Source organism: Tenacibaculum profundicola (assembly GCF_057220795.1).
This window is the reverse complement of sequence record NZ_CM170137.1, coordinates 4,352,063-4,372,011: the sequence shown is the minus strand read 5'-3', so window position 1 is coordinate 4,372,011 and position 19,949 is coordinate 4,352,063. Positions and strand designations below refer to the sequence as shown.

At 31.9% G+C, this 19,949-nt stretch carries 19 protein-coding genes; 10 read left to right on the top strand and 9 right to left on the bottom strand.

Annotated features, from left to right (window positions below):
- Positions 1–45: 45 nt before the first annotated feature.
- Together AC2TDS_RS17940 and AC2TDS_RS17935 are read right to left on the bottom strand one after the other, a co-directional pair.
- Positions 46–1,194, bottom strand: a complete 1,149-nt coding sequence (locus AC2TDS_RS17940; RefSeq protein ID WP_484736949.1) for a cysteine desulfurase family protein — start codon at positions 1,192–1,194, stop codon at positions 46–48.
- A 15-nt stretch (positions 1,195–1,209) separates the two neighbouring features.
- Complete coding sequence (locus AC2TDS_RS17935) at positions 1,210–1,755, bottom strand: DUF8465 domain-containing protein (protein ID WP_484736948.1); 546 nt, start codon at positions 1,753–1,755, stop codon at positions 1,210–1,212.
- An 81-nt stretch (positions 1,756–1,836) separates the two neighbouring features.
- Here AC2TDS_RS17935 and AC2TDS_RS17930 point away from each other — a divergent pair, with 81 nt between their 5' ends.
- Positions 1,837–2,478, top strand: a complete 642-nt coding sequence (locus tag AC2TDS_RS17930) for a low molecular weight phosphatase family protein (protein ID WP_484736947.1) — start codon at positions 1,837–1,839, stop codon at positions 2,476–2,478.
- Here the strand turns inward: AC2TDS_RS17930 and ppk2 (AC2TDS_RS17925) are convergent.
- Together ppk2 (AC2TDS_RS17925) and ppk2 (AC2TDS_RS17920) are read right to left on the bottom strand one after the other, a co-directional pair.
- The gene (gene ppk2, locus AC2TDS_RS17925) at positions 2,475–3,257 is read right to left on the bottom strand and encodes a polyphosphate kinase 2 (RefSeq protein WP_484736946.1); all 783 of its coding nucleotides are present in this window, start codon (positions 3,255–3,257) and stop codon (positions 2,475–2,477) included. The genes AC2TDS_RS17930 and ppk2 (AC2TDS_RS17925) overlap by 4 nt on opposite strands.
- Positions 3,258–3,259: 2 nt before the next feature.
- Positions 3,260–4,117 (bottom strand): polyphosphate kinase 2, encoded by an 858-nt coding sequence (gene ppk2 / locus AC2TDS_RS17920; protein WP_484736945.1) that lies wholly within the window; start codon positions 4,115–4,117, stop codon positions 3,260–3,262.
- 67 nt (positions 4,118–4,184) lie between these two features.
- On the opposite strand from ppk2 (AC2TDS_RS17920), the gene AC2TDS_RS17915 reads away from it, so the two are divergent.
- The 9 genes from AC2TDS_RS17915 to AC2TDS_RS17875 all read left to right on the top strand — a co-directional run bounded on the left by AC2TDS_RS17915 (position 4,185) and on the right by AC2TDS_RS17875 (position 12,562).
- Entirely contained in the window at positions 4,185–5,135 is a 951-nt protein-coding gene (locus tag AC2TDS_RS17915; RefSeq protein ID WP_484736944.1) for a lipid A deacylase LpxR family protein, read from the top strand.
- A gap of 71 nt (positions 5,136–5,206) precedes the next feature.
- Complete coding sequence (gene dnaN / locus AC2TDS_RS17910) at positions 5,207–6,325, top strand: DNA polymerase III subunit beta (RefSeq protein WP_484736943.1); 1,119 nt, start codon at positions 5,207–5,209, stop codon at positions 6,323–6,325.
- Between the two features lie 335 nt (positions 6,326–6,660).
- Positions 6,661–7,425 carry a ParA family protein gene (locus tag AC2TDS_RS17905; protein WP_484736942.1) on the top strand — a complete coding sequence of 255 codons (765 nt, stop codon included), beginning with the start codon at positions 6,661–6,663 and terminating at the stop codon, positions 7,423–7,425.
- Between the two features lie 8 nt (positions 7,426–7,433).
- On the top strand, positions 7,434–8,321 hold the full coding sequence (locus AC2TDS_RS17900; RefSeq protein ID WP_484736941.1) for a ParB/RepB/Spo0J family partition protein: 888 nt from the start codon (positions 7,434–7,436) through the stop codon (positions 8,319–8,321).
- 78 nt (positions 8,322–8,399) lie between these two features.
- Positions 8,400–8,906: a DUF5683 domain-containing protein gene (locus AC2TDS_RS17895; protein ID WP_484736940.1), complete on the top strand. Its 507-nt coding sequence runs from the start codon at positions 8,400–8,402 to the stop codon at positions 8,904–8,906.
- Between the two features lie 4 nt (positions 8,907–8,910).
- Positions 8,911–9,612 carry a 4-hydroxy-tetrahydrodipicolinate reductase gene (dapB, locus tag AC2TDS_RS17890; RefSeq protein WP_484736939.1) on the top strand — a complete coding sequence of 234 codons (702 nt, stop codon included), beginning with the start codon at positions 8,911–8,913 and terminating at the stop codon, positions 9,610–9,612.
- Positions 9,613–9,686: 74 nt separating this feature from the next.
- On the top strand, positions 9,687–11,270 hold the full coding sequence (lepB, locus tag AC2TDS_RS17885; protein ID WP_484736938.1) for a signal peptidase I: 1,584 nt from the start codon (positions 9,687–9,689) through the stop codon (positions 11,268–11,270).
- Positions 11,270–11,890 (top strand): WbqC family protein, encoded by a 621-nt coding sequence (locus AC2TDS_RS17880; RefSeq protein ID WP_484736937.1) that lies wholly within the window; start codon positions 11,270–11,272, stop codon positions 11,888–11,890. The genes lepB and AC2TDS_RS17880 overlap by 1 nt, the downstream gene beginning before the upstream one ends.
- A gap of 90 nt (positions 11,891–11,980) precedes the next feature.
- Positions 11,981–12,562, top strand: coding sequence for a Crp/Fnr family transcriptional regulator (locus AC2TDS_RS17875; RefSeq protein WP_484736936.1), 582 nt, complete (start codon positions 11,981–11,983; stop codon positions 12,560–12,562).
- A gap of 146 nt (positions 12,563–12,708) precedes the next feature.
- On the opposite strand, the gene AC2TDS_RS17870 is transcribed toward AC2TDS_RS17875, so the two are convergent.
- From AC2TDS_RS17870 to AC2TDS_RS17850, 5 genes are all read right to left on the bottom strand, one after another.
- The gene (locus AC2TDS_RS17870; RefSeq protein ID WP_484736935.1) at positions 12,709–14,193 is read right to left on the bottom strand and encodes a lipopolysaccharide biosynthesis protein; all 1,485 of its coding nucleotides are present in this window, start codon (positions 14,191–14,193) and stop codon (positions 12,709–12,711) included.
- 17 nt (positions 14,194–14,210) lie between these two features.
- Complete coding sequence (locus AC2TDS_RS17865) at positions 14,211–15,494, bottom strand: glycosyltransferase family 4 protein (RefSeq protein ID WP_484736934.1); 1,284 nt, start codon at positions 15,492–15,494, stop codon at positions 14,211–14,213.
- Entirely contained in the window at positions 15,491–16,675 is a 1,185-nt protein-coding gene (locus tag AC2TDS_RS17860; protein WP_484736933.1) for a glycosyltransferase family 4 protein, read from the bottom strand. Before AC2TDS_RS17860 ends, AC2TDS_RS17865 begins: the two co-directional genes overlap by 4 nt.
- Positions 16,672–17,205 carry a class I SAM-dependent methyltransferase gene (locus AC2TDS_RS17855; protein WP_484736932.1) on the bottom strand — a complete coding sequence of 178 codons (534 nt, stop codon included), beginning with the start codon at positions 17,203–17,205 and terminating at the stop codon, positions 16,672–16,674. The genes AC2TDS_RS17860 and AC2TDS_RS17855 overlap by 4 nt, the downstream gene beginning before the upstream one ends.
- A 313-nt stretch (positions 17,206–17,518) precedes the next feature.
- Positions 17,519–19,948 carry a YfhO family protein gene (locus AC2TDS_RS17850; RefSeq protein WP_484736931.1) on the bottom strand — a complete coding sequence of 810 codons (2,430 nt, stop codon included), beginning with the start codon at positions 19,946–19,948 and terminating at the stop codon, positions 17,519–17,521.
- Position 19,949: the final 1 nt, after the last annotated feature.

Sequence of the window (19,949 nt, the reverse complement as noted above, 5' to 3'; positions counted from 1 at the left end):
AATAACTGATGAAGCTGAAATCTTTTATGACCTCTTTAAAACAGGTTACATAAGTTTTTTTGTTTTTATATCACTAAAGATTTGCAAAAGATCATTTATTTGAGCCAATTTATTAAATTTATTAAATGAAAAACGCACAGAAGCCTTTTTGCTTTCGTATTCGTCTAAAATATTCTGTAATACATGTGAACCTTTATTACTTCCACTTTGACAGGCACTGCCTCCAGATGCGGCAACTCCTAAAAGATCTAAATTAAAAATCAACATTTTATCAATAAAAGGGAATCTTATGTTTACCATCGTATAACTGCTTCTATTTAAATTTTTAGATAAACCGTTAAACTCTATTTCGGGAAATATTTCTTCAACCCCATTTATTAGATGTGATTTCAATTCTTCTATTACCTTTATATCATCTTCTAAGTTTTTCAAAGACAGCTCTAATGCTTTTTCCATTCCTAAAATAGCATGTACATTTTCTGTACTTGAGCGCGCACCTCTCTCTTGACCGCCTCCATATAATAGAGGACGTACTGAAATACCTTTTCTAATAAAGGCAAATCCAACTCCTTTTGGCCCATGAAACTTGTGTGCACTTCCTACCATAAAATCCAATGGTATTTCTTGTAAATCTAACTGATAATGACCAATAGCTTGTACTGTATCTGAATGAAAAAGTGCGTTGTTTTTTTTACAAATCTTAACAACTTCTTTTATTGGCAATATATTACCAATCTCATTATTTATCCACATTAAACTAACCAAGGTTTTCACTTTAGTTTCCTCTAGCACCTTTTCTAACTCCTCTAAATCAACCTCACCTTTCTTATTTGTTCCAATATATACAACTGTTATATTATATGTTTTTTGTAAAAACTCAACTGTGTTTAATACCGCAGAATGCTCTATCTTAGTTGTTACTATAGTTCGAACACCTATATTAGTAACTGCATTTTGTAACAGAAAGTTATCCGCTTCTGTACCTCCTGAGGTAAAAAAAATCTCACTTGCGGATACATTAAAATGCTTCGCTATATTTTTTCTTGCTCTTTCTATGGCTGTTTTTGCCATTCTACCATATTTATGAGTTGACGACGGGTTACCATAGTTTTCTTTCATTGATTCACTCATTAGTTCGATCACCTCAGGTAACATTGGCGTCGTTGCTGCATTATCTAAATACATTCTTTCCATATCACAAAGATAAAGTTAATTTGGATTTTGATATATATATACCTCCGTTGCTCCTGCTCCATATTGTTTATATGATGCATCGTAATACTTTATTGGATATCTATTAAACAAGTAGTTCAATTCAGATTTTAACGTTCCTTCGCCTACTCCATGAATAAATACTATTTTTGATATTTTTTTTGACAAACAATATTCAATTTTTCTTTTTGCTGTTTCTATTTGATATGACAATATATCATAGTTATCCATTCCTTTGGTAGATTTCAATAGTTTCTCTATGTGTAAATCTACCTCCATTACAACTTCTTTTTTTGTTTTTACAAAAGCTTTTACTTTCTTTTTTTTAGCTGAGAGTTTCTCTTTTAATATAGCATTATTTATATCTAAATATTTACTCAACTCTTGCTGCTCCAGCGTTATTTTAACCAACTCTACTTTAAAAAACTGGTACTCCATTCCATGGTCATCTTTTACCAATACCATGTCATTATAAAAGCCAACTACTTCTCCTTCTATTACATCATCAATGACCCGAACTTTATTTCCAATTTCAAAACACATAATTAACTATTATTTAATTCACTATAATATACTACCCTTTATATTTGCGGATATTTTAATTTACAAAAGAACATTAAATAAATGATTAACACTAAAAACGCAAGCACAAAAATTTTCTTTGAAGACGCTAGAAAAGAGATCTCTTTAAGTAATGACCGAAAAGAGTTATTGGCAGATATCGCTGATACTATTATTGATGAATACATCGATCGCGAAAAACTTAATCTAAATTTTATCTGTACGCATAACTCTAGAAGAAGTCAATTAGCACAAGTTTGGTGTTTTTATGCCACTGAGTACTTCAACTTACAGAATATTTACGCCTTCTCTGGCGGAACAGAGGTAACCGCTTTTCACAGAAACACTATAAGAGCCTTACAAATAGCTGGTTTTGAATTCAATGTTGATGATTTTTCTCATCAGAATCCTAAGTATTTAATTTCTTATGAAGGGTCTAAAAGCTCGTTAATAGGGTTTTCAAAAACCTTTGACCATCCCGATAATCACTATCCATACATTGCTATTACCACTTGTGATAGTGCAGATGAGAACTGCCCTTTTATCCCTGATGCCATAGGTCGCTTTCATTTACCATTTGTTGATCCAAAAGTATCCGATAACAACGACAATACGAAAGAAGTTTATTTGAATACTTCTAAGCAAATCGCTGCAGAAATATTTTTTATTTTTGATGAACTAAAAAAGCAAATCCCTATTGATTAAACCTTCGTTGTTTTATCGTACGGTATACTCTTTAGTATGTAATTAATAACATTAATTCTTGCCATGGTTTTTCTATTTGCTCTGATCACTTTCCATGGAGATGTTTTAGTATTTGTTCTAGAAAACATGGTTCTTTTATACTCTGTATAATCATCCCAAAGTTCTTGAGCTCTCTCGTCTACCGCGGTCATTTTCCATTGCTTAAGAGGGTCGTTTTTTATTTCACTAAAACGTTTTGCTTGTTCTTTTTTGGTAATTGACATGTATATTTTCACTAAACGTATACCCGACTCTAAAATCATTCTTTCAAAATCATTCACCTGATTCATAAAAACATCATATTCAAACGGTGTACAAAATCCATTTACTGGCTCTACAACTGCTCGGTTATACCAACTTCTGTCAAAAAACACCATTTCACCTGCTTTTGGAAATTGCTTAACGTAACGTTGAAAATACCATTGTGTTTTTTCATCCTCACTAGGCTTTGGCAATGCTACAATTCGCATATGTCTCGGGTTAATTCGCTCAGTTATTCTACGAATAGCCCCCCCTTTGCCTGCAGCATCTCTACCTTCAAATAAAACTATTATTCTCTCATTATTATCAATAGCCCAAGTTTGAAGTTTTATCAGCTCGACTTGTAGTTTTTTCAACTTTCGTTCATAATTAACATAGCGTAACGCTCTTTCAATATTGAAAGGCTCTTTTGATAAAATAGCTTTTAAACCTCTATTAGAATTGAGTTTATTGACACTCTTTTGTGTTAAATTCTCCATAATTAATCTAATTGAGTTATTGAACGATGATAGCGCATTACAATATTGGGGTCTGGGGTCAAAACTGTTTTAGCTTCTTTCTTTCCCTGATAGTTAAATTGAGATAAAACATGACGAATACACTCAACTCTTGCTTTTTTCTTATCATTAGTTTTCACTACGATCCAAGGACTATAAGTTGTATGTGTTTTACTAAACATTTCATCTTTATAAAAGGTATATTTATCCCAAAGTTCTTGACCTTTTTTATCAACTGGACTAAATTTCCAACGCTTTAAAGGGTTGTTATTTCTAGAGTTAAAACGCCTTAACTGTTCTTCTTTAGAAATTGACAACCAAAACTTAATTATGGTCACTCCATCCTCATACAACATATGTTCAAATTCAGGTACCTGCACTAAAAATCTTTTATATTGATTTTCAGCACAAAAACCCATTACAGGTTCAACTACTGCGCGATTATACCAACTACGATCAAAAAAAACAATTTCTCCTGGATTGGGTAACTCTTTTATATATCGCTGAAAGTACCACTGCCCTTTTTCTTTCTCTGTAGGTTTGTTCAAAGCTACTAAACGCGTTGATCTTGGATTTAAATGCTCCATAAATCGCCTGATGCTTCCTCCTTTTCCTGCAGCATCTCTTCCTTCAAAAACTACCGCTACTCTCTTCTTATTTTTCGCGATCCATTGTTGTAACTTAACCAACTCAATCTGAAGTTTTTTGAGCTCATTCTCATACGTAATTTTAGCCTCTACTTTTTCAATTGAAACTTCTTTCTCTTTTAGAAGCAATCTTAACTCCTCATTAGAAGTCACTTTTTGAAAATCTTGTATTGTTAATTTCGATCTTTCTTTCATAGATAAAAGAGTAATTATGTAAATTATTTAACATAAGTATTGCTAAAATAAGATGATATTTGCTACTATGAAAAATTTTATCATTTTTTTATCAATCTTATTTTCATCCTTTAGTTTTTCACAACGTAAATACGATAAAGAATATGTATTATCAAACGACAATGATTTGTACATATCTACCTATCAAGATAGGTATTACACCAACGGGCTTTTTGTCAAATATAGGTATCTAAGTAAGCTATCTAACACCCATTTTGAAAAAAAAATATACACATTTACCATAGGGCATCATATGTACACGCCGTTTAAAGCTACGGTTCAATCTCACAAACAACATGATAGACCCTTTGCAGCGTATTTATACGGTGAATTTGGCATTGATAAATATTATATAAACAATAGCATATTAAAGACCTCAGTGCAACTTGGGGTTATTGGTCCGTCAGCACTAGGGTCGCAATTGCAAGATATCATCCACGATATCTATAACTTTAAAAAAGCTATTGGATGGGAATATCAAATAAAAAATGCTCTTGCCCTGAACTTCGATTCAAGCTTTATAAAACCGCTAACAAAAGATGTCTCCAATAATTATGATATAAATTGGATTAGTAATTTGCAAATCGGTACTGTTTTTAATACTGTTTCATCTGGTTTTTACGGTAGAATCGGTTTTAAACCCTTACAAGAGCTCGTTAACTCTACTGCTTTCAATGGTAATTTAAACAATAAAAACTCCAAGTACAACAATGAAATTGAGTCATTTATATATATAAAACCAACGCTTAGTTATGTATTTTATGATGCCACCATTGAAGGTAGTTTTTTGAATTCAAATGACCCCATAACGTTTGATGTAATGCCTTTTAAATTCTCAACTGAACTAGGAATACGTTTTACTTCAAACCATTTCATCTTTGGATACAGTATACATTATCATACTAAAAAGCTAAAAAGCATACAAGTTCCTGAGGGAAATTTTTACGGAAACATCTCAATAAGTTATCAATTTAATTAGTTTTGAAAATAAATTTTATAACTAAGTAAATTAAAATATATTTGTAGTTCTAATCATTAGAAACATAATCAATGAAATTTATAGTATCTAGCTCTCAGTTATTGAAACAATTACAAGTTTTAGGAGGCGTTATAAACAGTAATAACACGTTACCTATTTTAGATAATTTTTTGTTTGAATTATCTGAAAATCAGTTAACAATATCATCCTCAGATTTAGAAACTACAATGAGTGCTGTTGTAGAAGTTGAAAGTACCGATGTTGGAGCTATAGCTATTAATGCTCGGCTATTATTGGATACTTTGAAAACTTTCCCTGATCAGCCCTTAACTTTTAAAACTGAAGGAGAAAATACAATTGAAATTATTTCTGAGCAAGGAAAATATGATATGGCCTATTTTAATGGCGATGAATTCCCTAAAGCAGTTCAATTACAGTCACCAAGTAGTACTGAAATACCCTCTCATATTTTGGCAACAGCCATCACGAAAACAATTTTTGCTACAGGAAATGACGATTTAAGACCTGTAATGAGCGGTGTTTTCTTTCAGTTTAACTCAAAAGAGTTAACCTTTGTAGCAACTGATGCGCACAAACTTGTGAAGTATACACGTACCGATGTTACCGCTGATAAATCTGCTGAATTTATCATGCCGAAAAAACCTTTGAACTTATTGAAGGGAATCTTAGGTGGTTCTGAAGAGAATGTTACTATTGAGTATAATGACACCAATGCCAAGTTTATTTTTGAAAATGTTGTTTTAATATGCCGTTTAATTGACGGCAAGTATCCTAATTACGAAGCGGTTATACCGAAAGAAAACCCCAATAAATTGACGGTTGACAGAGCTACTTTCTTAAACTCAGTGCGCCGTGTTTCAATTTTCTCTAGCAAAACCACCCATCAAATACGGTTAAAAATGGCCGGTACCGAGTTAAATATATCGGCAGAAGATTTAGATTATTCTAATAAAGCCGACGAACGCTTACTGTGTGATTATCAAGGAGACGACATGCAAATAGGCTTTAATTCTCGTTTTTTAAGTGAAATGTTAAATAACCTAAGTGCAAATGACGTTCTTATTGAGATGAGTTTACCCAATAGAGCAGGTATTTTAACTCCAATTGATGGAACAGAAGAAGGAGAGCATATAACTATGCTTGTTATGCCTGTAATGTTGAATAACTAACAAAAAAACAACCTTATAAAATAAAGGTAGCTTGTTCGGGCTACCTTTTTTTATCACTAAAAATCCAATCTTTATCATCAAACAAACCCGTTTTTAGGTATTCAACGAATACTATAAGTTCGAATTGACACATTCAAAACTCAGATAAATTGGTGTTTTATATAGAAAACACAGTTGAGAGTTTGAAAAACATAAATTTTATTTACGTATTTATAATGGCTCAACAGGCATTTAACACCATTTTTTGTAAAAACATTAATTATTGTTAACATCTTTCACTATAAAAAACCATAAATAATTGTAAATTTACCTCTTTCAAAACTAGACAAAATACGATGGGTAGAATTATTGCAATAGCAAATCAAAAAGGCGGTGTTGGTAAAACAACAACTTCAGTTAACTTGGCTGCGGCTTTAGGTGTTTTAGAGAAAAAAGTATTATTGATAGATGCTGATCCACAAGCGAACGCTACTTCTGGTCTAGGTATTGATGTCGAAAGCATTGAAATAGGCACATACCAAGTACTTGAACATACAATTGACCCGAAAGAAACTGTTTTAAAAACGGATTCTCCTAATGTGGATTTAATCCCTGCTCATATTGATTTAGTAGCCATTGAGATTGAATTGGTTGACAAACAGCAAAGAGAGTATATGCTCAAAAAAGCTTTAAAAAACATTAAAGAGGACTACGATTATATTTTAATTGATTGTGCTCCTTCTCTTGGTCTTATCACGTTGAACTCTTTAGTGGCCTCTGACTCTGTAATAATTCCTATTCAATGTGAATATTTTGCCTTAGAAGGATTAGGAAAATTATTAAACACCATAAAAAGTGTTCAAAAAATACATAATCAAGATTTAGACATTGAAGGTTTATTATTAACTATGTTTGATTCTCGTTTACGTCTTTCAAATCAAGTTGTTGACGAAGTTCGTAAACATTTCAGTTCTATGGTTTTCGACACCGTAGTACACAGAAATATTCGTTTAAGTGAAGCTCCTAGTTACGGTGAAAGTATAATTTCTTATGATGCAACCAGTAAAGGTGCCGTAAATTACTTAAATTTGGCGAACGAATTATTAAATAAAAACGCATAAATATTGTAATGGCAAAAGCAACAAAAAAACAAGCTCTTGGTAGAGGGTTATCGGCATTATTAAAAGAAACTGAAGAAGTAAAATCGGCTTCAGATAAAAACGCCGATAAGTTAGTAGGAAGCATCATTGAAATAAATATTAATTCAATTGAAGTTAATCCATTCCAACCAAGAACTTATTTTGATGAAGAAGCCTTGCGCGAATTAGCTAGTTCAATTGAAACTTTAGGTGTAATTCAACCTATAACAGTTCGTAAGTTAGAAAGTAATAAATTTCAATTAGTTTCAGGTGAACGTCGTTTTAGAGCATCAAAATTAATCGGAAACGAAACTATTCCGGCTTACATACGCTTAGCAAATGATCAAGAGATGCTAGAAATGGCATTGGTTGAAAATATCCAACGTAAAAATCTTGATCCTATCGAAGTTGCTCTTTCTTATCAGCGACTCATAGATGAAATTAAATTAACTCAAGAAGAATTAAGTACGCGTGTTGGTAAAAAACGTTCTACAGTAACAAACTACTTACGCTTGTTAAAACTGGACCCTATTATTCAAACAGGAATGCGAGATAGTTTTATTTCTATGGGGCATGGTAGGGCGCTTATAAATGTTGATAGTACTACAGATCAATTAAATATTTATGAGAAAATTGTTAGAGACAAACTTTCTGTGCGTCAAACAGAAGAACTTGTAAAAAATTTAAAAGCTGGTACCGTAGTTAAAGCAGCAAAAAAGAAAGTATTACCTAAATACATATCTGATGGAGCGGAGGTTATTGGCAACTACTTCGGCAATAAAGTAGATGTTTCTGTTAACAACCGAGGTAAAGGTAAAATTTCTATATCATTCACTTCTGAAGAAGATTTTAATCGAATAAAAAACTTGTTAAAGTAATTGTCTTTAAAAAATTTCATACTTGTTTTTTTTAGTTCTTTTTTGTCATATGGTTTATATGCTCAAAAAGATTCACTGGTGGTAGAACCTAAAATCAAAAAACATCAATTGAAGAGTAATGAGTACAACCCTCTTTCTCCTTCAAAAGCAGCTTTCTATTCGGCTATTTTCCCTGGTGGAGGTCAGATTTACAATAAAAAATACTGGAAAGCACCTATCGTATGGGGTGCTATCGGTTCTAGTGTTTATTACTACGTTATTAACAGTAATGATTACGATCGATATAGAACCGCTTTTAAACAACGAGAACAAGGTCTTCCAGATGAATTTAATGGTGAAAATGGGAATCCTAATATTTCTATCGCTGGTTTAGAAAATGCTCAAAAAGTGCTTAGGAAGAATCGAGATCTCTCGTTATTAACAGGTATCTTATTATATGTATTACAAATTGTTGAAGCGAGTGTTAACGCACATTTACTTCAATTTAATACAGATGATAACTTATCAATAAAACCAACAATTTCAACTGATCCTGCGATGTTTGAATCACCAAAGGTTGGTTTAACATTTAAATATTCTTTTTAAAAAAATGAAAATAGCCTTACTTGGATATGGTAAAATGGGTAAAGAAATTGAAAAAATAGCTTTACAGAGAGGTCATGACATTGTTATAAAATATGCTGGAAAAGATAATTACGACATAAATTTAGCTGATGTTGCCATAGACTTCAGTGTTCCTGATGTTGCTTTTGACAATATTTCTAATTGTATCAATCACAAAGTTCCTGTTGTTTCTGGAACAACGGGTTGGCTGGATAAATACAAAGACATTATCAGCTTATGTAATGAAAAACAAGGTGCTTTTATCTATGCTTCCAATTTTAGCTTGGGGGTTACTATTTTTTTTGAGTTAAACAAGCAATTAGCTAAGATGATGAATTCGTTAGAACAATATAATGTTTCAATTGAAGAAATTCATCATACAAAAAAATTAGATGCACCAAGTGGTACTGCTATTACACTAGCTGAAGGAATTATAGAAAATTCAGGTCATGATTCTTGGGAGTTGGATAAACAAACTTCGGAAACCAGTATTCCAATATCAGCAATTCGCACCGCTGATGTTCCGGGTACTCATACAATTAACTATCATTCTAGCATAGATTCTATAGAAATCAAACATACTGCCCATAATAGGCAAGGCTTTGCTTTAGGGGCCGTTATTGCTGCTGAGTGGCTAGTGAACAAAACAGGGGTTTTCACTATGAATGACGTGTTAAACTTAGGTTAAAAGAGTAACTTTTTAATGATAACTAGACTAATAAACTGACCAAATAGTCTAACCGTGAATAAAATATTGATATTATGACATTAACAGAATGGTTTATTTTCTTTTTAGTAATTCAAGTAATTCATTTTTTAGGAACTTGGAAACTCTATATAAGAGCAGGAAGACAAGCATGGGAAGCTGCTGTGCCTCTTTACAATGCAGTAATTTTAATGCGTATCATAGGGCGTCCTGTTTGGTGGGTGGTATTATTGTTTGTGCCAATCATCAATTTATTAATGTTTCCTATTATATGGATTGAAACTTGCAGAAGTTTTGGTTTTAATAAAGGAAAAGACACACTATTAGCCATTATCACATTTGGATTCTATATTTTCTTTTTAAACTATGCCACTAATGCAGTTCATAAAAAAAATCGCAGTTTAAAACCACCTAATTCTGTTGACGAATGGTTGAGCTCTATCTCTTTTGCTATTATCGTTGCTACTTTAGTGCATACTTATTTTATACAGCCATATACTATCCCTACATCATCATTGGAAAAATCGTTATTAGTTGGAGATTATCTATTTGTTAGTAAGTTTCATTATGGAGCTCGTGTACCTATGACTACAATCGCAGCACCAATGGCTCATGATTCCATTCCTTTTTTAGGAGCTAAATCATTTTTATCAGAAGATAACCCCGAAAAGAAAAACAGTTGGAAAAATAAATTAACGCTACCTTATATGCGTTTACCTGCTATTCAAAAAATTAATCGTAACGATATTGTTGTTTTTAGTTGGCCAGCAGATACCACCAAAACAATGTGGGGAGATACCTCTGGAAAACATACTTATAAACCAATTGATAAGCGTACAAACTATGTAAAACGCTGCGTTGGTATTGCTGGTGATAGTTTAGAAGTTCGTGATGGTTATGTATATATCGACGGTAAAAAAACAGTACTGCCTGACCGAGCAAAACCACAATGGTTTTTCTTAGTAGATACTGGGGGAGAAAGTTTCAGCAAAGGAGCCGTTGAAAGATATAATATACGCGAGTGGGCACCAAAGGATGGCAAATATATTTTAAATTTAACAGATGCAGAAGCTGCCTTAGTAGCCAAAAACCCAATTGTTAAGAGTATTGAAAAAACACTAAAGCCTAAAGGGTTTTATGATAAAGCAGTTTTTCCTCATAGTCCAAAATACGCTTGGTCTTCGGATAACTTTGGCCCAATATACATCCCCAAAAAAGGAGTAACTGTTGATATAAATGAAAATAGTATCCCTTTTTACGAGCAAATTATTCGCAGATATGAAAAAAATGATTTAACTATTTTCGGTGGTAGTATTTATATTAATGGAAAAAAGGCTACTACTTATACCTTCAAACAAGATTACTATTGGATGATGGGTGACAATCGTCAGAACTCGTTAGATGCTAGAAATTGGGGTTACGTTCCTTTTGACCATGTTGTAGGTAAACCTGTAATGATTTGGTTAAGCTGGGACCCTAAAGCACCTAATTTTATAGCTAAATTAAAATCCATCCGTTGGGATAGAATGTTTACAACTGTTGGCGGTAATGGTAAACCTGTTTCTTATTTATGGATAGTAATTACTTTAATAGCTGGTTATACTCTTTATAATTTCCGTAAAGGTAGAAAAAAACAATAATGTCACTTTTTATTCCGACCTATTTTGCTCCAATAGCTCAATATGCAGCTATATATCAATGTGATTCGATCACCTTTGAATTTGAGGATAATTTTCAAAAACAAACCTATCGAAGTCGATGTTATATCTATGGAGCAAATGGTAAATTATCATTAAATATCCCAACAAAACATATATCTTCTGAAGGAAGAAAAAAAACAAAAGATATTGTAGTTGAAAATAATTTTCCTTGGCAACAACAACATTTTAAATCGTTGCAGTCGGCTTACAGATCTTCTCCTTTTTTTGAATTCTTTGAACAAGATTTACATACCATATTTAACAAAAAATATAAGTTTCTGCAAGACGTTACTATAGATACACATCTTTTTGTGATGGATGCTCTACAACTAAAAGATGACTATAACATCACTACTAAGTATAATAGTATTAGTGACCTAAAAGACTATAGAACTTTAGCCATTGCTAAAAAAGGAATCGAAATTCAAATGGATCAATACATTCAAATGTTTGATGATAAACATGGATTCCTTTCAAATCTTTCGATTTTAGACCTATTATTCATGGAGGGCGCAAATGCTATTAGCTTTTTAGAAAAAATTTCCATAAATTTGGAGTAGACACTTATTTGTCCCCCATGTATTTGTCTTACTGTATTTTAAGTTGTAACGAACAACTTAATTACTTTTAAGTACATAAATAAGTTTTTTATGCGAAATGTTATTGAACAATTTATGAGATATTTTCATCCAAATATCTCATTGCAGTCTGTTGAGTTATTTAGCTCAATTATTACGTTAAAATACTTCCAGAAAGGGAAGGTCGTTTTAAAACAAGGTCAAGTTCCTAGTAATTTTTATATCTTAAAAAAAGGTGTAACTAGGAGTTTCATAAAAGGGCCCGAAGCTAGAGAGCATATAAGGACGCTATACACTCCGCTAAGTACCTTCGGGGCACTGTCATCTTTAATTCAGAAAAATGAAGCAAATGCTACTTATGATTGTTTAACCGATTGTGAGGTTTTTGAAGGTGACTTTAATAAATTTTTAAGTCTTACAAAAACCAATCATGAGCTTGCTATTTTTTATTCTAAAGTTTTAGAGCATATATTTATTAGAACTGAAAAGCGAGTGGATGAATTAGCTCTTTTAAATGCGACTGAACGCTATCTAAAAATCAAAAAAGACATTCCTGAAATTGATAATTTAATTCCACAATATCACATTGCTTCCTTTTTAAATATTACTCCAGTTCAACTTAGTAGAATTAGAAAAAAACTATATTCGGTGTAATTATAAACATATGTTAATCACACGTTTTAATATTAAATATACCTTTACTTCTCTAGAAAATACTTAAGGTAGAATTCTTTTTCTCCTTGATATTTTGGTTTCCCCTTATATAGAAGTAAGGTTTGTTTTTAACAAACCTCTTCTTTTTAAATTAATTTTCCAATTAAGTTATTAATTTGTGCAGATACCTTTAATTTGTATATAATATATATGTATAGCGGTATTATTATTACACTCTTACCTACAATGTTAATAGCAGGTTCAATAGAAAAATTCAAAAGTTTTACTTCACTTATATTAAAATCCCAATAATTGAATACTAGAAATAAGCTTACTATTACCACGAGTATCAATACGGTTTTCTTCGTATAAGGAAACATCTCTAATTTATTATTTACATACCATAATTTAAAGAGTCCAGATGTGAGAAACGTTAGTAATGTGGACAAGGCCAATCCTTCGGTCTCGTAATTTAAATTATAATAAAAATATTTATTTAAGAGCCAAACCATCAAAGCCATGGCAGCTCCCGTAAATAGTGTTATTTTATAGAATTTGGAATTGTTAATAATGGCTCCATTATTCCCTAAGGACATGTTAAACAACTTGGCCCCTGATATCATGAGTACTACCCATTCACCCCCTGCATACCCAACAGGCATCATCTTGAACAACTCTGTAACATTGGCATTGACTAAAATAAAGAAAAGCCCACCTATTAACAACAAATTAATAGAGCTCTTTTTATAAAGACTTAGTACTTCTTTTGAGTTATTTTCATTAATAGATTTAGAGGTTAAAGGTTGTAAAATTTGCGTCATTGCTCTACTAGGTGCTTCAATAAATGAGCCTATAAAAACAGCAACACTATAATATGCAGCTTTATTAAAGGTATCCTTTCCTGCAATCATAAATTTATCTATATCTAAAATTATCGCACTAGCACTTCCCGCTAAAATAATAAAAAACGTATATCGTAATACTTCTTTATAGTTGTTAGGTACTGAAAAATAAAATTTAGGTAGATACAGTTTAAAAGCATAGAACATCATTAACATAGTTCTAAGAATATATGCATACGATAGATAACATATAAATTCTTGTTTTGTAATCCAATTAAAGTAGACCGCAAACAATAATATCATTACTGCCAATCTATTGTAAAGTTCTTTTAATAGATTTCCAAAAACGGATTGCATTTGTACCTTAGCCCAAGAATAAAATACTTCAAAGTATGCACAACAAACCGCAATAATATATATATAAATTGTATAATTCTCAACAATGGTGTTTTCTTCTGCAACAAAGCCCAACACCCATAAATGAAAATAATTCCAAAAGTAGCCTATGACTAAGGCAATTATCATAGGTAGTAATATTACAGAACTCAAAAATTTATCTCTTTGTTCATTTGTTTTATACCCTGAATAAAACTTTACAATAGTGTAATGAATTCCAAATGCCGTAACAGGCATTATTAAATTTGAAGACGACAAAATATAGGTAACTAAACCATAATAATCATCTTTTAAGAAACGTGCATATAAAACAATCGTATTAATTCCTCCAATTAAAAAACCTAAATAGATTACTAATGTATTCTTAAATGATTGTTTGAATATTATTCCCAATTTATGATACTTTTTTATTAGTTATTATACACTTCTTGAATAAACCCTACTAAATCTTTAGTCAAACTTTTTCTATGGTATTTTTCAATATTATTTTCGATCGGCGGAATACCTTCTTGTTTGTACTTACTATACAACTCTTTTATAAAGTTCTTCAATTTCTTTTTATTTTGATAATCTGCAACTTCACCAGCGTTCATGTTTTCTAATATAGCGGCTAAATCGCCATCTTCTGGGCCAATACCAATAATAGGTCTTTTTGCTTGCAAGTACTCAAATGTTTTACCAGGAATCATTTCTTTTGCACTTGGATAATCGTTTACTACAATAAGTAATACTTGTGTTTCTCTTTGATATTGTTTAGCTATTGGGTGTGGTACGTAACTTACTTTTTCTACGTTCTTAATTTGATGATTTTCTATTTCTTTTGCAATTGTATCATCAATCTTCCCGATAAATCTAAGCACCAAATCATCCGAAAATTTGCTATCTTCTATAGACAACTCAGATAACACCTCCCATAGTATTTTAGGGTTTCGTTCCGAATTCATCATTCCAATATGAGTAATTGAAAACTTAGTATCTGTACTACTCTTCTCTTCACCTTCTATACCATCAACATCAAAACCATTGGTAATAACTTCAATAGACTTTGCTTTATCTTCGTATCTTTTCTTCGCATGGTTACTCACCATTAAAACACCATCAGCCGAACTCACCACTTTTTCTTCCAATTGATAGTGCTTTTTTAAAGACGATTTTGTCAATGGCAATAGATGAAAATAATCAACAGTTGTCCAAGGGTCTCTGAAATCAGCAATCCATTTAATGTCATATTGCTTTCTTATCGCTAAACCAATTAGGTGAACACTATACGGAGGTCCAGTTGTTATAATAAGGTCAACTTTATTCTTTGACAAATATTTCTTTAAGCGATTCACCGAAGGTTTAACCCAAAATTTTCTTGCATCTGGAATAAAATAGTTTGCTCGAATGTACATTAACAATCTATCGAATCGTGTTGGATTAGGATTAAAAAATCCAAGACTTTTTTCAGCAGTATTTCTCTTAAACCGAGAAATAACAGCATTGGGTTCTATAATTGGACATTTAATTATTTCGATACCCTCTGGAACATCTTCCTTTAGAGATTGATCAATAACAGGATAACTAGGGTTATCCGCAGTAAAAACAACGGGTTCAACATCAAATTGACGCAAGTATTTCACAAACTTCAACCAACGTTGTACTCCAGGACCTCCAGCAGGGGGCCAATAATAAGTTATAATTAATACTTTCAAGCTAAATTTTTATATAGTTGTTTTAATTCTTTTGAGGTCTTATCCCAGGTAAAGTGATCTCCTACAAAATTTTTCCCATTTGCTCCTAATCGTTCTCTTAATTTACTATCATTATATAAAGCTACTATTTTCTCCGTAAAATCACTAGTATTTTCTGCTTCATGAACTAAACCTGCTTTTGCCCTTTCAATTATATCTTTTTGAGCCTTGGCATCACTGACTACTAATGGTTTTCCAATACTCATGTATTGGAAAATCTTATTTGCATAGGTAGTATCATGGTGTATATTTCTATGCAAAGGTGATACACATACATCTGCATTGCGAATCCATTTAGGAAAAGTTGTATCATTTTGCCATCCCATCAGTTTAACCTCATTTGACAAGCCTAGATCTAAGATCATTTTCTCTAACCAATGACCTGATTTCCCAACAACTATAAACTTAATGTTTTTGATTGTTTTCTTTAGAACTGCAATACTGCTAAGCACAGTTGCCAACCCTCTTCTTTTTCCAGTATCTCCTAGATAAAGTAATGTAAAATCCGTTACTGATTTTTGAAACGGTATATCAGGTATTTTCAAAGTATCATTAAAAAATGATTTTCTAACCGTATTAGGAACCACAACAATATTTTCAGCAGCTACTTGAACTCTATCAACAATCTCATTTTTCGCTTCCTCTGTCACTACAATAGTTGCATTTGCCATTCTAATGAATTCCTCTTCTTTTTTCTTCCACTTGTTTATTGATATGAACAATTTACCTCTAAGTTTTTGCATATGAGGATAAAACCTCATTATCTCAGGCCTATTTTCATGTAAATCTAACACCACTGGCAAATTGAAACTTTTATTTGCTTTAAAAACTGCTTCAGCAATTCGAATATCGTGTATATGAAGTATTTCAATTTTGTTTCTTTTTACAAAATCTTTAATTTTCAAACTCATACATAACGAATACACTGGTATTGTATAGACTAATGCTGACATTTTGAAATCGAAAAGATTTGTTTTATATCTTCTTACATTAATTTCCTTTACAACTTCTTCTTTCGTAACTTTTTCATATGTTAAACAGAATAAAAAAACGATATGCCCTTCCTTAATCAATTCTATAGCTTCATTTTCAACTCTGGGATCTGGTGGATACACGTTATCCAATATCATTCCTATTCTCATTCGTTTTTCATTTTTTGTTTTTCCGCATAAACTGCATAATATCTGGGCGTAAAACTTCTTAGTATTGGCCGAATTCCAAACCTCATTACAGGATTTGTCCATTGTTTTCTAGCCACAATATCCCATCCCGATTTTTCTAACAACCAATCATATTGCCAATCTTCAAATTCATGATAATGCCTATCCCATATATCCGTCTTACTTCTATAAGCTGCACTGAACCATAATTTCAAAGGAATTGTAGTGACAATTTTTTTAGTTTCTATTTCTCTTAATACGTTAAATGGAGCAATTAAATGTTCAAAAATCTCAAAAGCTGTTACTGCATCAACTTTATGCTTTTTTACTACTTCTGGCAACAAGTCTAAGTCCTCCCCTTCAGTATTGTATACGGTATATCCATTTTCTTCCATAACTTCGCTGAATGGGTTTCTAACACCTAAATCTAAAATAGTAGCTGGTGGAGGAATGTGCTTTTTTAAAAAAACAAGTGTATGGTTGTATCTCTTAGTAGGTAGCTTTTTATACATTTATTTCATTTTACAACAAATGTATTATTATTCTTTTATTAAATTAAACAGTTATTAAATAATATCGTTTTCTAATCAGTATATTTTTGTAAAAACGAAAAATTATGCAGGGCATCTCCATTTTTATATGCAATTCAACATAGGTGTTGTATCTATATATTTTTAAAAATTCGCTGATTCTGTCAAATATGTACTAAGTTCCTTAATTTCTCTTCAACAAAAAAGCATCAAACACATAAGTGCTTGATGCCTTTCTATGCTAACTATTTTTTAGCAGATATAACCCTATATTATGTTCTTAAGGCAAATAGCATTATTTCTCAACCAGATGTGCTTTATCCCTTGTTTGTTTGTATAACATAATTAAAGGCACGATTAAAAGTAACAAATAGGAAATGATTGTAACTCTATTACCTGTTGCTATAATCGTTGGTTCAAATTTAAATTCTATCACATGATTTCCTTCCGGAACTTTAATTCCTCTTAAAACATAATTAACCCGAGCATGCGGTGTTAATTCTCCATCAACATAAGCATTCCAGCCATTTTGGTAGTAAACCTCAGAAAAAACAGCAAACTGCTCTTTTTGAGCACTACTTTTATATCTTAACCTAGCCACATCGTACTTTACTAAACTAATAGTTGCTGTAGTATCTTTCTCAAATTCAACATGGTTAATCAAATCAGCATAGCTCCTAAATTCATTTTTATTTATAACTGCCTCCTCTTTTGTCTTCAAACTATCTAGAGCTTGCATTTCTTCATTAGGGGAGTTTGTCAATTTCAATTTATTCACAAACCATACATTACCATTTGCATCTGGATTCATTTGCAACTTGTCTTCACCTAAAATGAAATATTTAACATTTAACATATTTAACATTTCAAAATTATTCTTACCAATCTGGTATTCAAACAATTCTTGATAACGTCTCATTTTTGCCGCGTGGTACCCTCCTATTGAATTATGAAAATAAGACGTACGTGCCTCATTCAACATATTTCCTGCAAAATTAGCTACTCGATAATTCGATTTATCTTCTAAAATTTGTTTATCTACTTTGGCAAGGGTAAACGGCTTATAAACTTTTCTTGACGTAGTAAAATTTTCTTTATTCACATACTTTAAATCAACCGTCACTAAATCAAAAACTATTAAAAGTAGCATTAATACAATCACCAGCGTTTTTCTTATTTTCTTTTTAAGAAAGAGCCATAAAATTGCAGATGAACCTAAAACGAATGCAAATGAGCGTAAACTATCATTCACCAACATCGACTTTCTATCTGCAATCAACGCATCCGTTAATTCAGGAAACAACTGTTGATATTGTGCATCGTGTAAGCCTTCAAAGCTAAACAAACTTGTTCCTATAAGGGCAAACATCAGGGTAATTCCTCCTACTACATAAAAGGCTTTCTTGAGAGCTTCTAGTTTTTCTTCAGAATTCGTCTTTGCTGAGAAAAAATCTCTCAATCCAAGCACCGCCAAAACAGGTATACATAATTCGGCAATAACTTGAATTGAAGAAACCGCTCTAAATTTGTTATATAAAGGAAAATAATCTATAAAGAAATTTGTAGGTATCGGAAAATTCCTTCCCCAACTCATTACAATAGAAAAAACAGTAGCGCTTACCAACCAGTATTTCCATTTCCCCCTAACTAAAAATATACCTAAAAAGAACAGGAAGAAGACAATTACTCCTATATAAGCTGGTGCTTCAACAATGGGTTGTTTACCCCAGTATGTATATACTTGACTTGAGTACTCTTTAGCTACTCTAGCATCTGTTCTACTTTCTATCGCATTATAAAAGTGTGAATTCTCATCAAGTTCTTCAAGGGTTCCTCCTCCCATAAAACGAGGAATTAATAAATTAAATGTTTCGGCAATTCCATAACTGTATACGGTTATATAATCTTTATCTAAACCACTCGTTCTCTGTTTAGCAGATCCATCAGGATTAATGGTTAATTCTGATCGTCCTCTTGTACTATGATCGGCATATTCTTTGGTTGCAAATAACCGTGTCGAATTAACACCTATACCTAAAACTATCGCAGCAAGTGCTATACAGACTTGTTTTGCAAAAACAGGGATTTTTTTATTTTTAAACGCTTCAATCAGTTCAACAAGACCTAATATTAACAAACAAAACCCCAAATAGTAGGTCATCTGTAAATGGTTAGCACAAATTTCTAAAGCCATTGCAAGTGACGTCATTACAAAACCTAATAAATACCGTTTCTGGAAAATGTACAAAATACCAGCTAAAACTAAGGGCATATAGCCAATTGCGTGCGCTTTGGAATTATGGCCAGCCCCGAAAATAATAATTAAATAGGTGGAAAACCCAAAGGACAAACTTCCTAAAACTGCTAACTTCCAATCGACTTTTAATGCTGTCAGCAATATAAAGAATCCAAAAAAATACAAAAAAAGGTAATCAGCTGGTCTTGGTAAAAAACGAATAGCTTTATCTACATAACGTATAAAATCATTTGGAAAATAAGCCCCCACTAGATAAGTTGGCATTCCGCTAAACGCATTACCTATCCAATATGACTCTTGTCCTTTTTCAGCTCTATAACTTGATGCTTCTCTAGACATTCCGACAAACTGAGCAATATCACTTTGTTTAATTTTTTTTCCACTTAAAACAGGGTTAAAATAAATTAACGAGGTTATTACGAAAATAACCATCACCACTATATAAGGGAGCGCTTTTTTAACATTCATA

Bases quoted from the DNA above. Each gene is read 5' to 3' on its own strand.
- AC2TDS_RS17940 (WP_484736949.1), bottom strand. From the start codon at position 1,194: ATGGAAAGAATGTATTTAGATAATGCAGCAACGACGCCAATGTTACCT.
- AC2TDS_RS17935 (WP_484736948.1), bottom strand. From the start codon at position 1,755: ATGTGTTTTGAAATTGGAAATAAAGTTCGGGTCATTGATGATGTAATA.
- AC2TDS_RS17930 (WP_484736947.1), top strand. From the start codon at position 1,837: ATGATTAACACTAAAAACGCAAGCACAAAAATTTTCTTTGAAGACGCT.
- ppk2 (WP_484736946.1), bottom strand. From the start codon at position 3,257: ATGGAGAATTTAACACAAAAGAGTGTCAATAAACTCAATTCTAATAGA.
- ppk2 (WP_484736945.1), bottom strand. From the start codon at position 4,117: ATGAAAGAAAGATCGAAATTAACAATACAAGATTTTCAAAAAGTGACT.
- AC2TDS_RS17915 (WP_484736944.1), top strand. From the start codon at position 4,185: ATGAAAAATTTTATCATTTTTTTATCAATCTTATTTTCATCCTTTAGT.
- dnaN (WP_484736943.1), top strand. From the start codon at position 5,207: ATGAAATTTATAGTATCTAGCTCTCAGTTATTGAAACAATTACAAGTT.
- AC2TDS_RS17905 (WP_484736942.1), top strand. From the start codon at position 6,661: ATGGGTAGAATTATTGCAATAGCAAATCAAAAAGGCGGTGTTGGTAAA.
- AC2TDS_RS17900 (WP_484736941.1), top strand. From the start codon at position 7,434: ATGGCAAAAGCAACAAAAAAACAAGCTCTTGGTAGAGGGTTATCGGCA.
- dapB (WP_484736939.1), top strand. From the start codon at position 8,911: ATGAAAATAGCCTTACTTGGATATGGTAAAATGGGTAAAGAAATTGAA.
- lepB (WP_484736938.1), top strand. From the start codon at position 9,687: ATGACATTAACAGAATGGTTTATTTTCTTTTTAGTAATTCAAGTAATT.
- AC2TDS_RS17880 (WP_484736937.1), top strand. From the start codon at position 11,270: ATGTCACTTTTTATTCCGACCTATTTTGCTCCAATAGCTCAATATGCA.
- AC2TDS_RS17875 (WP_484736936.1), top strand. From the start codon at position 11,981: ATGCGAAATGTTATTGAACAATTTATGAGATATTTTCATCCAAATATC.
- AC2TDS_RS17860 (WP_484736933.1), bottom strand. From the start codon at position 16,675: ATGAGAATAGGAATGATATTGGATAACGTGTATCCACCAGATCCCAGA.
- AC2TDS_RS17855 (WP_484736932.1), bottom strand. From the start codon at position 17,205: ATGTATAAAAAGCTACCTACTAAGAGATACAACCATACACTTGTTTTT.
- AC2TDS_RS17850 (WP_484736931.1), bottom strand. From the start codon at position 19,948: ATGAATGTTAAAAAAGCGCTCCCTTATATAGTGGTGATGGTTATTTTC.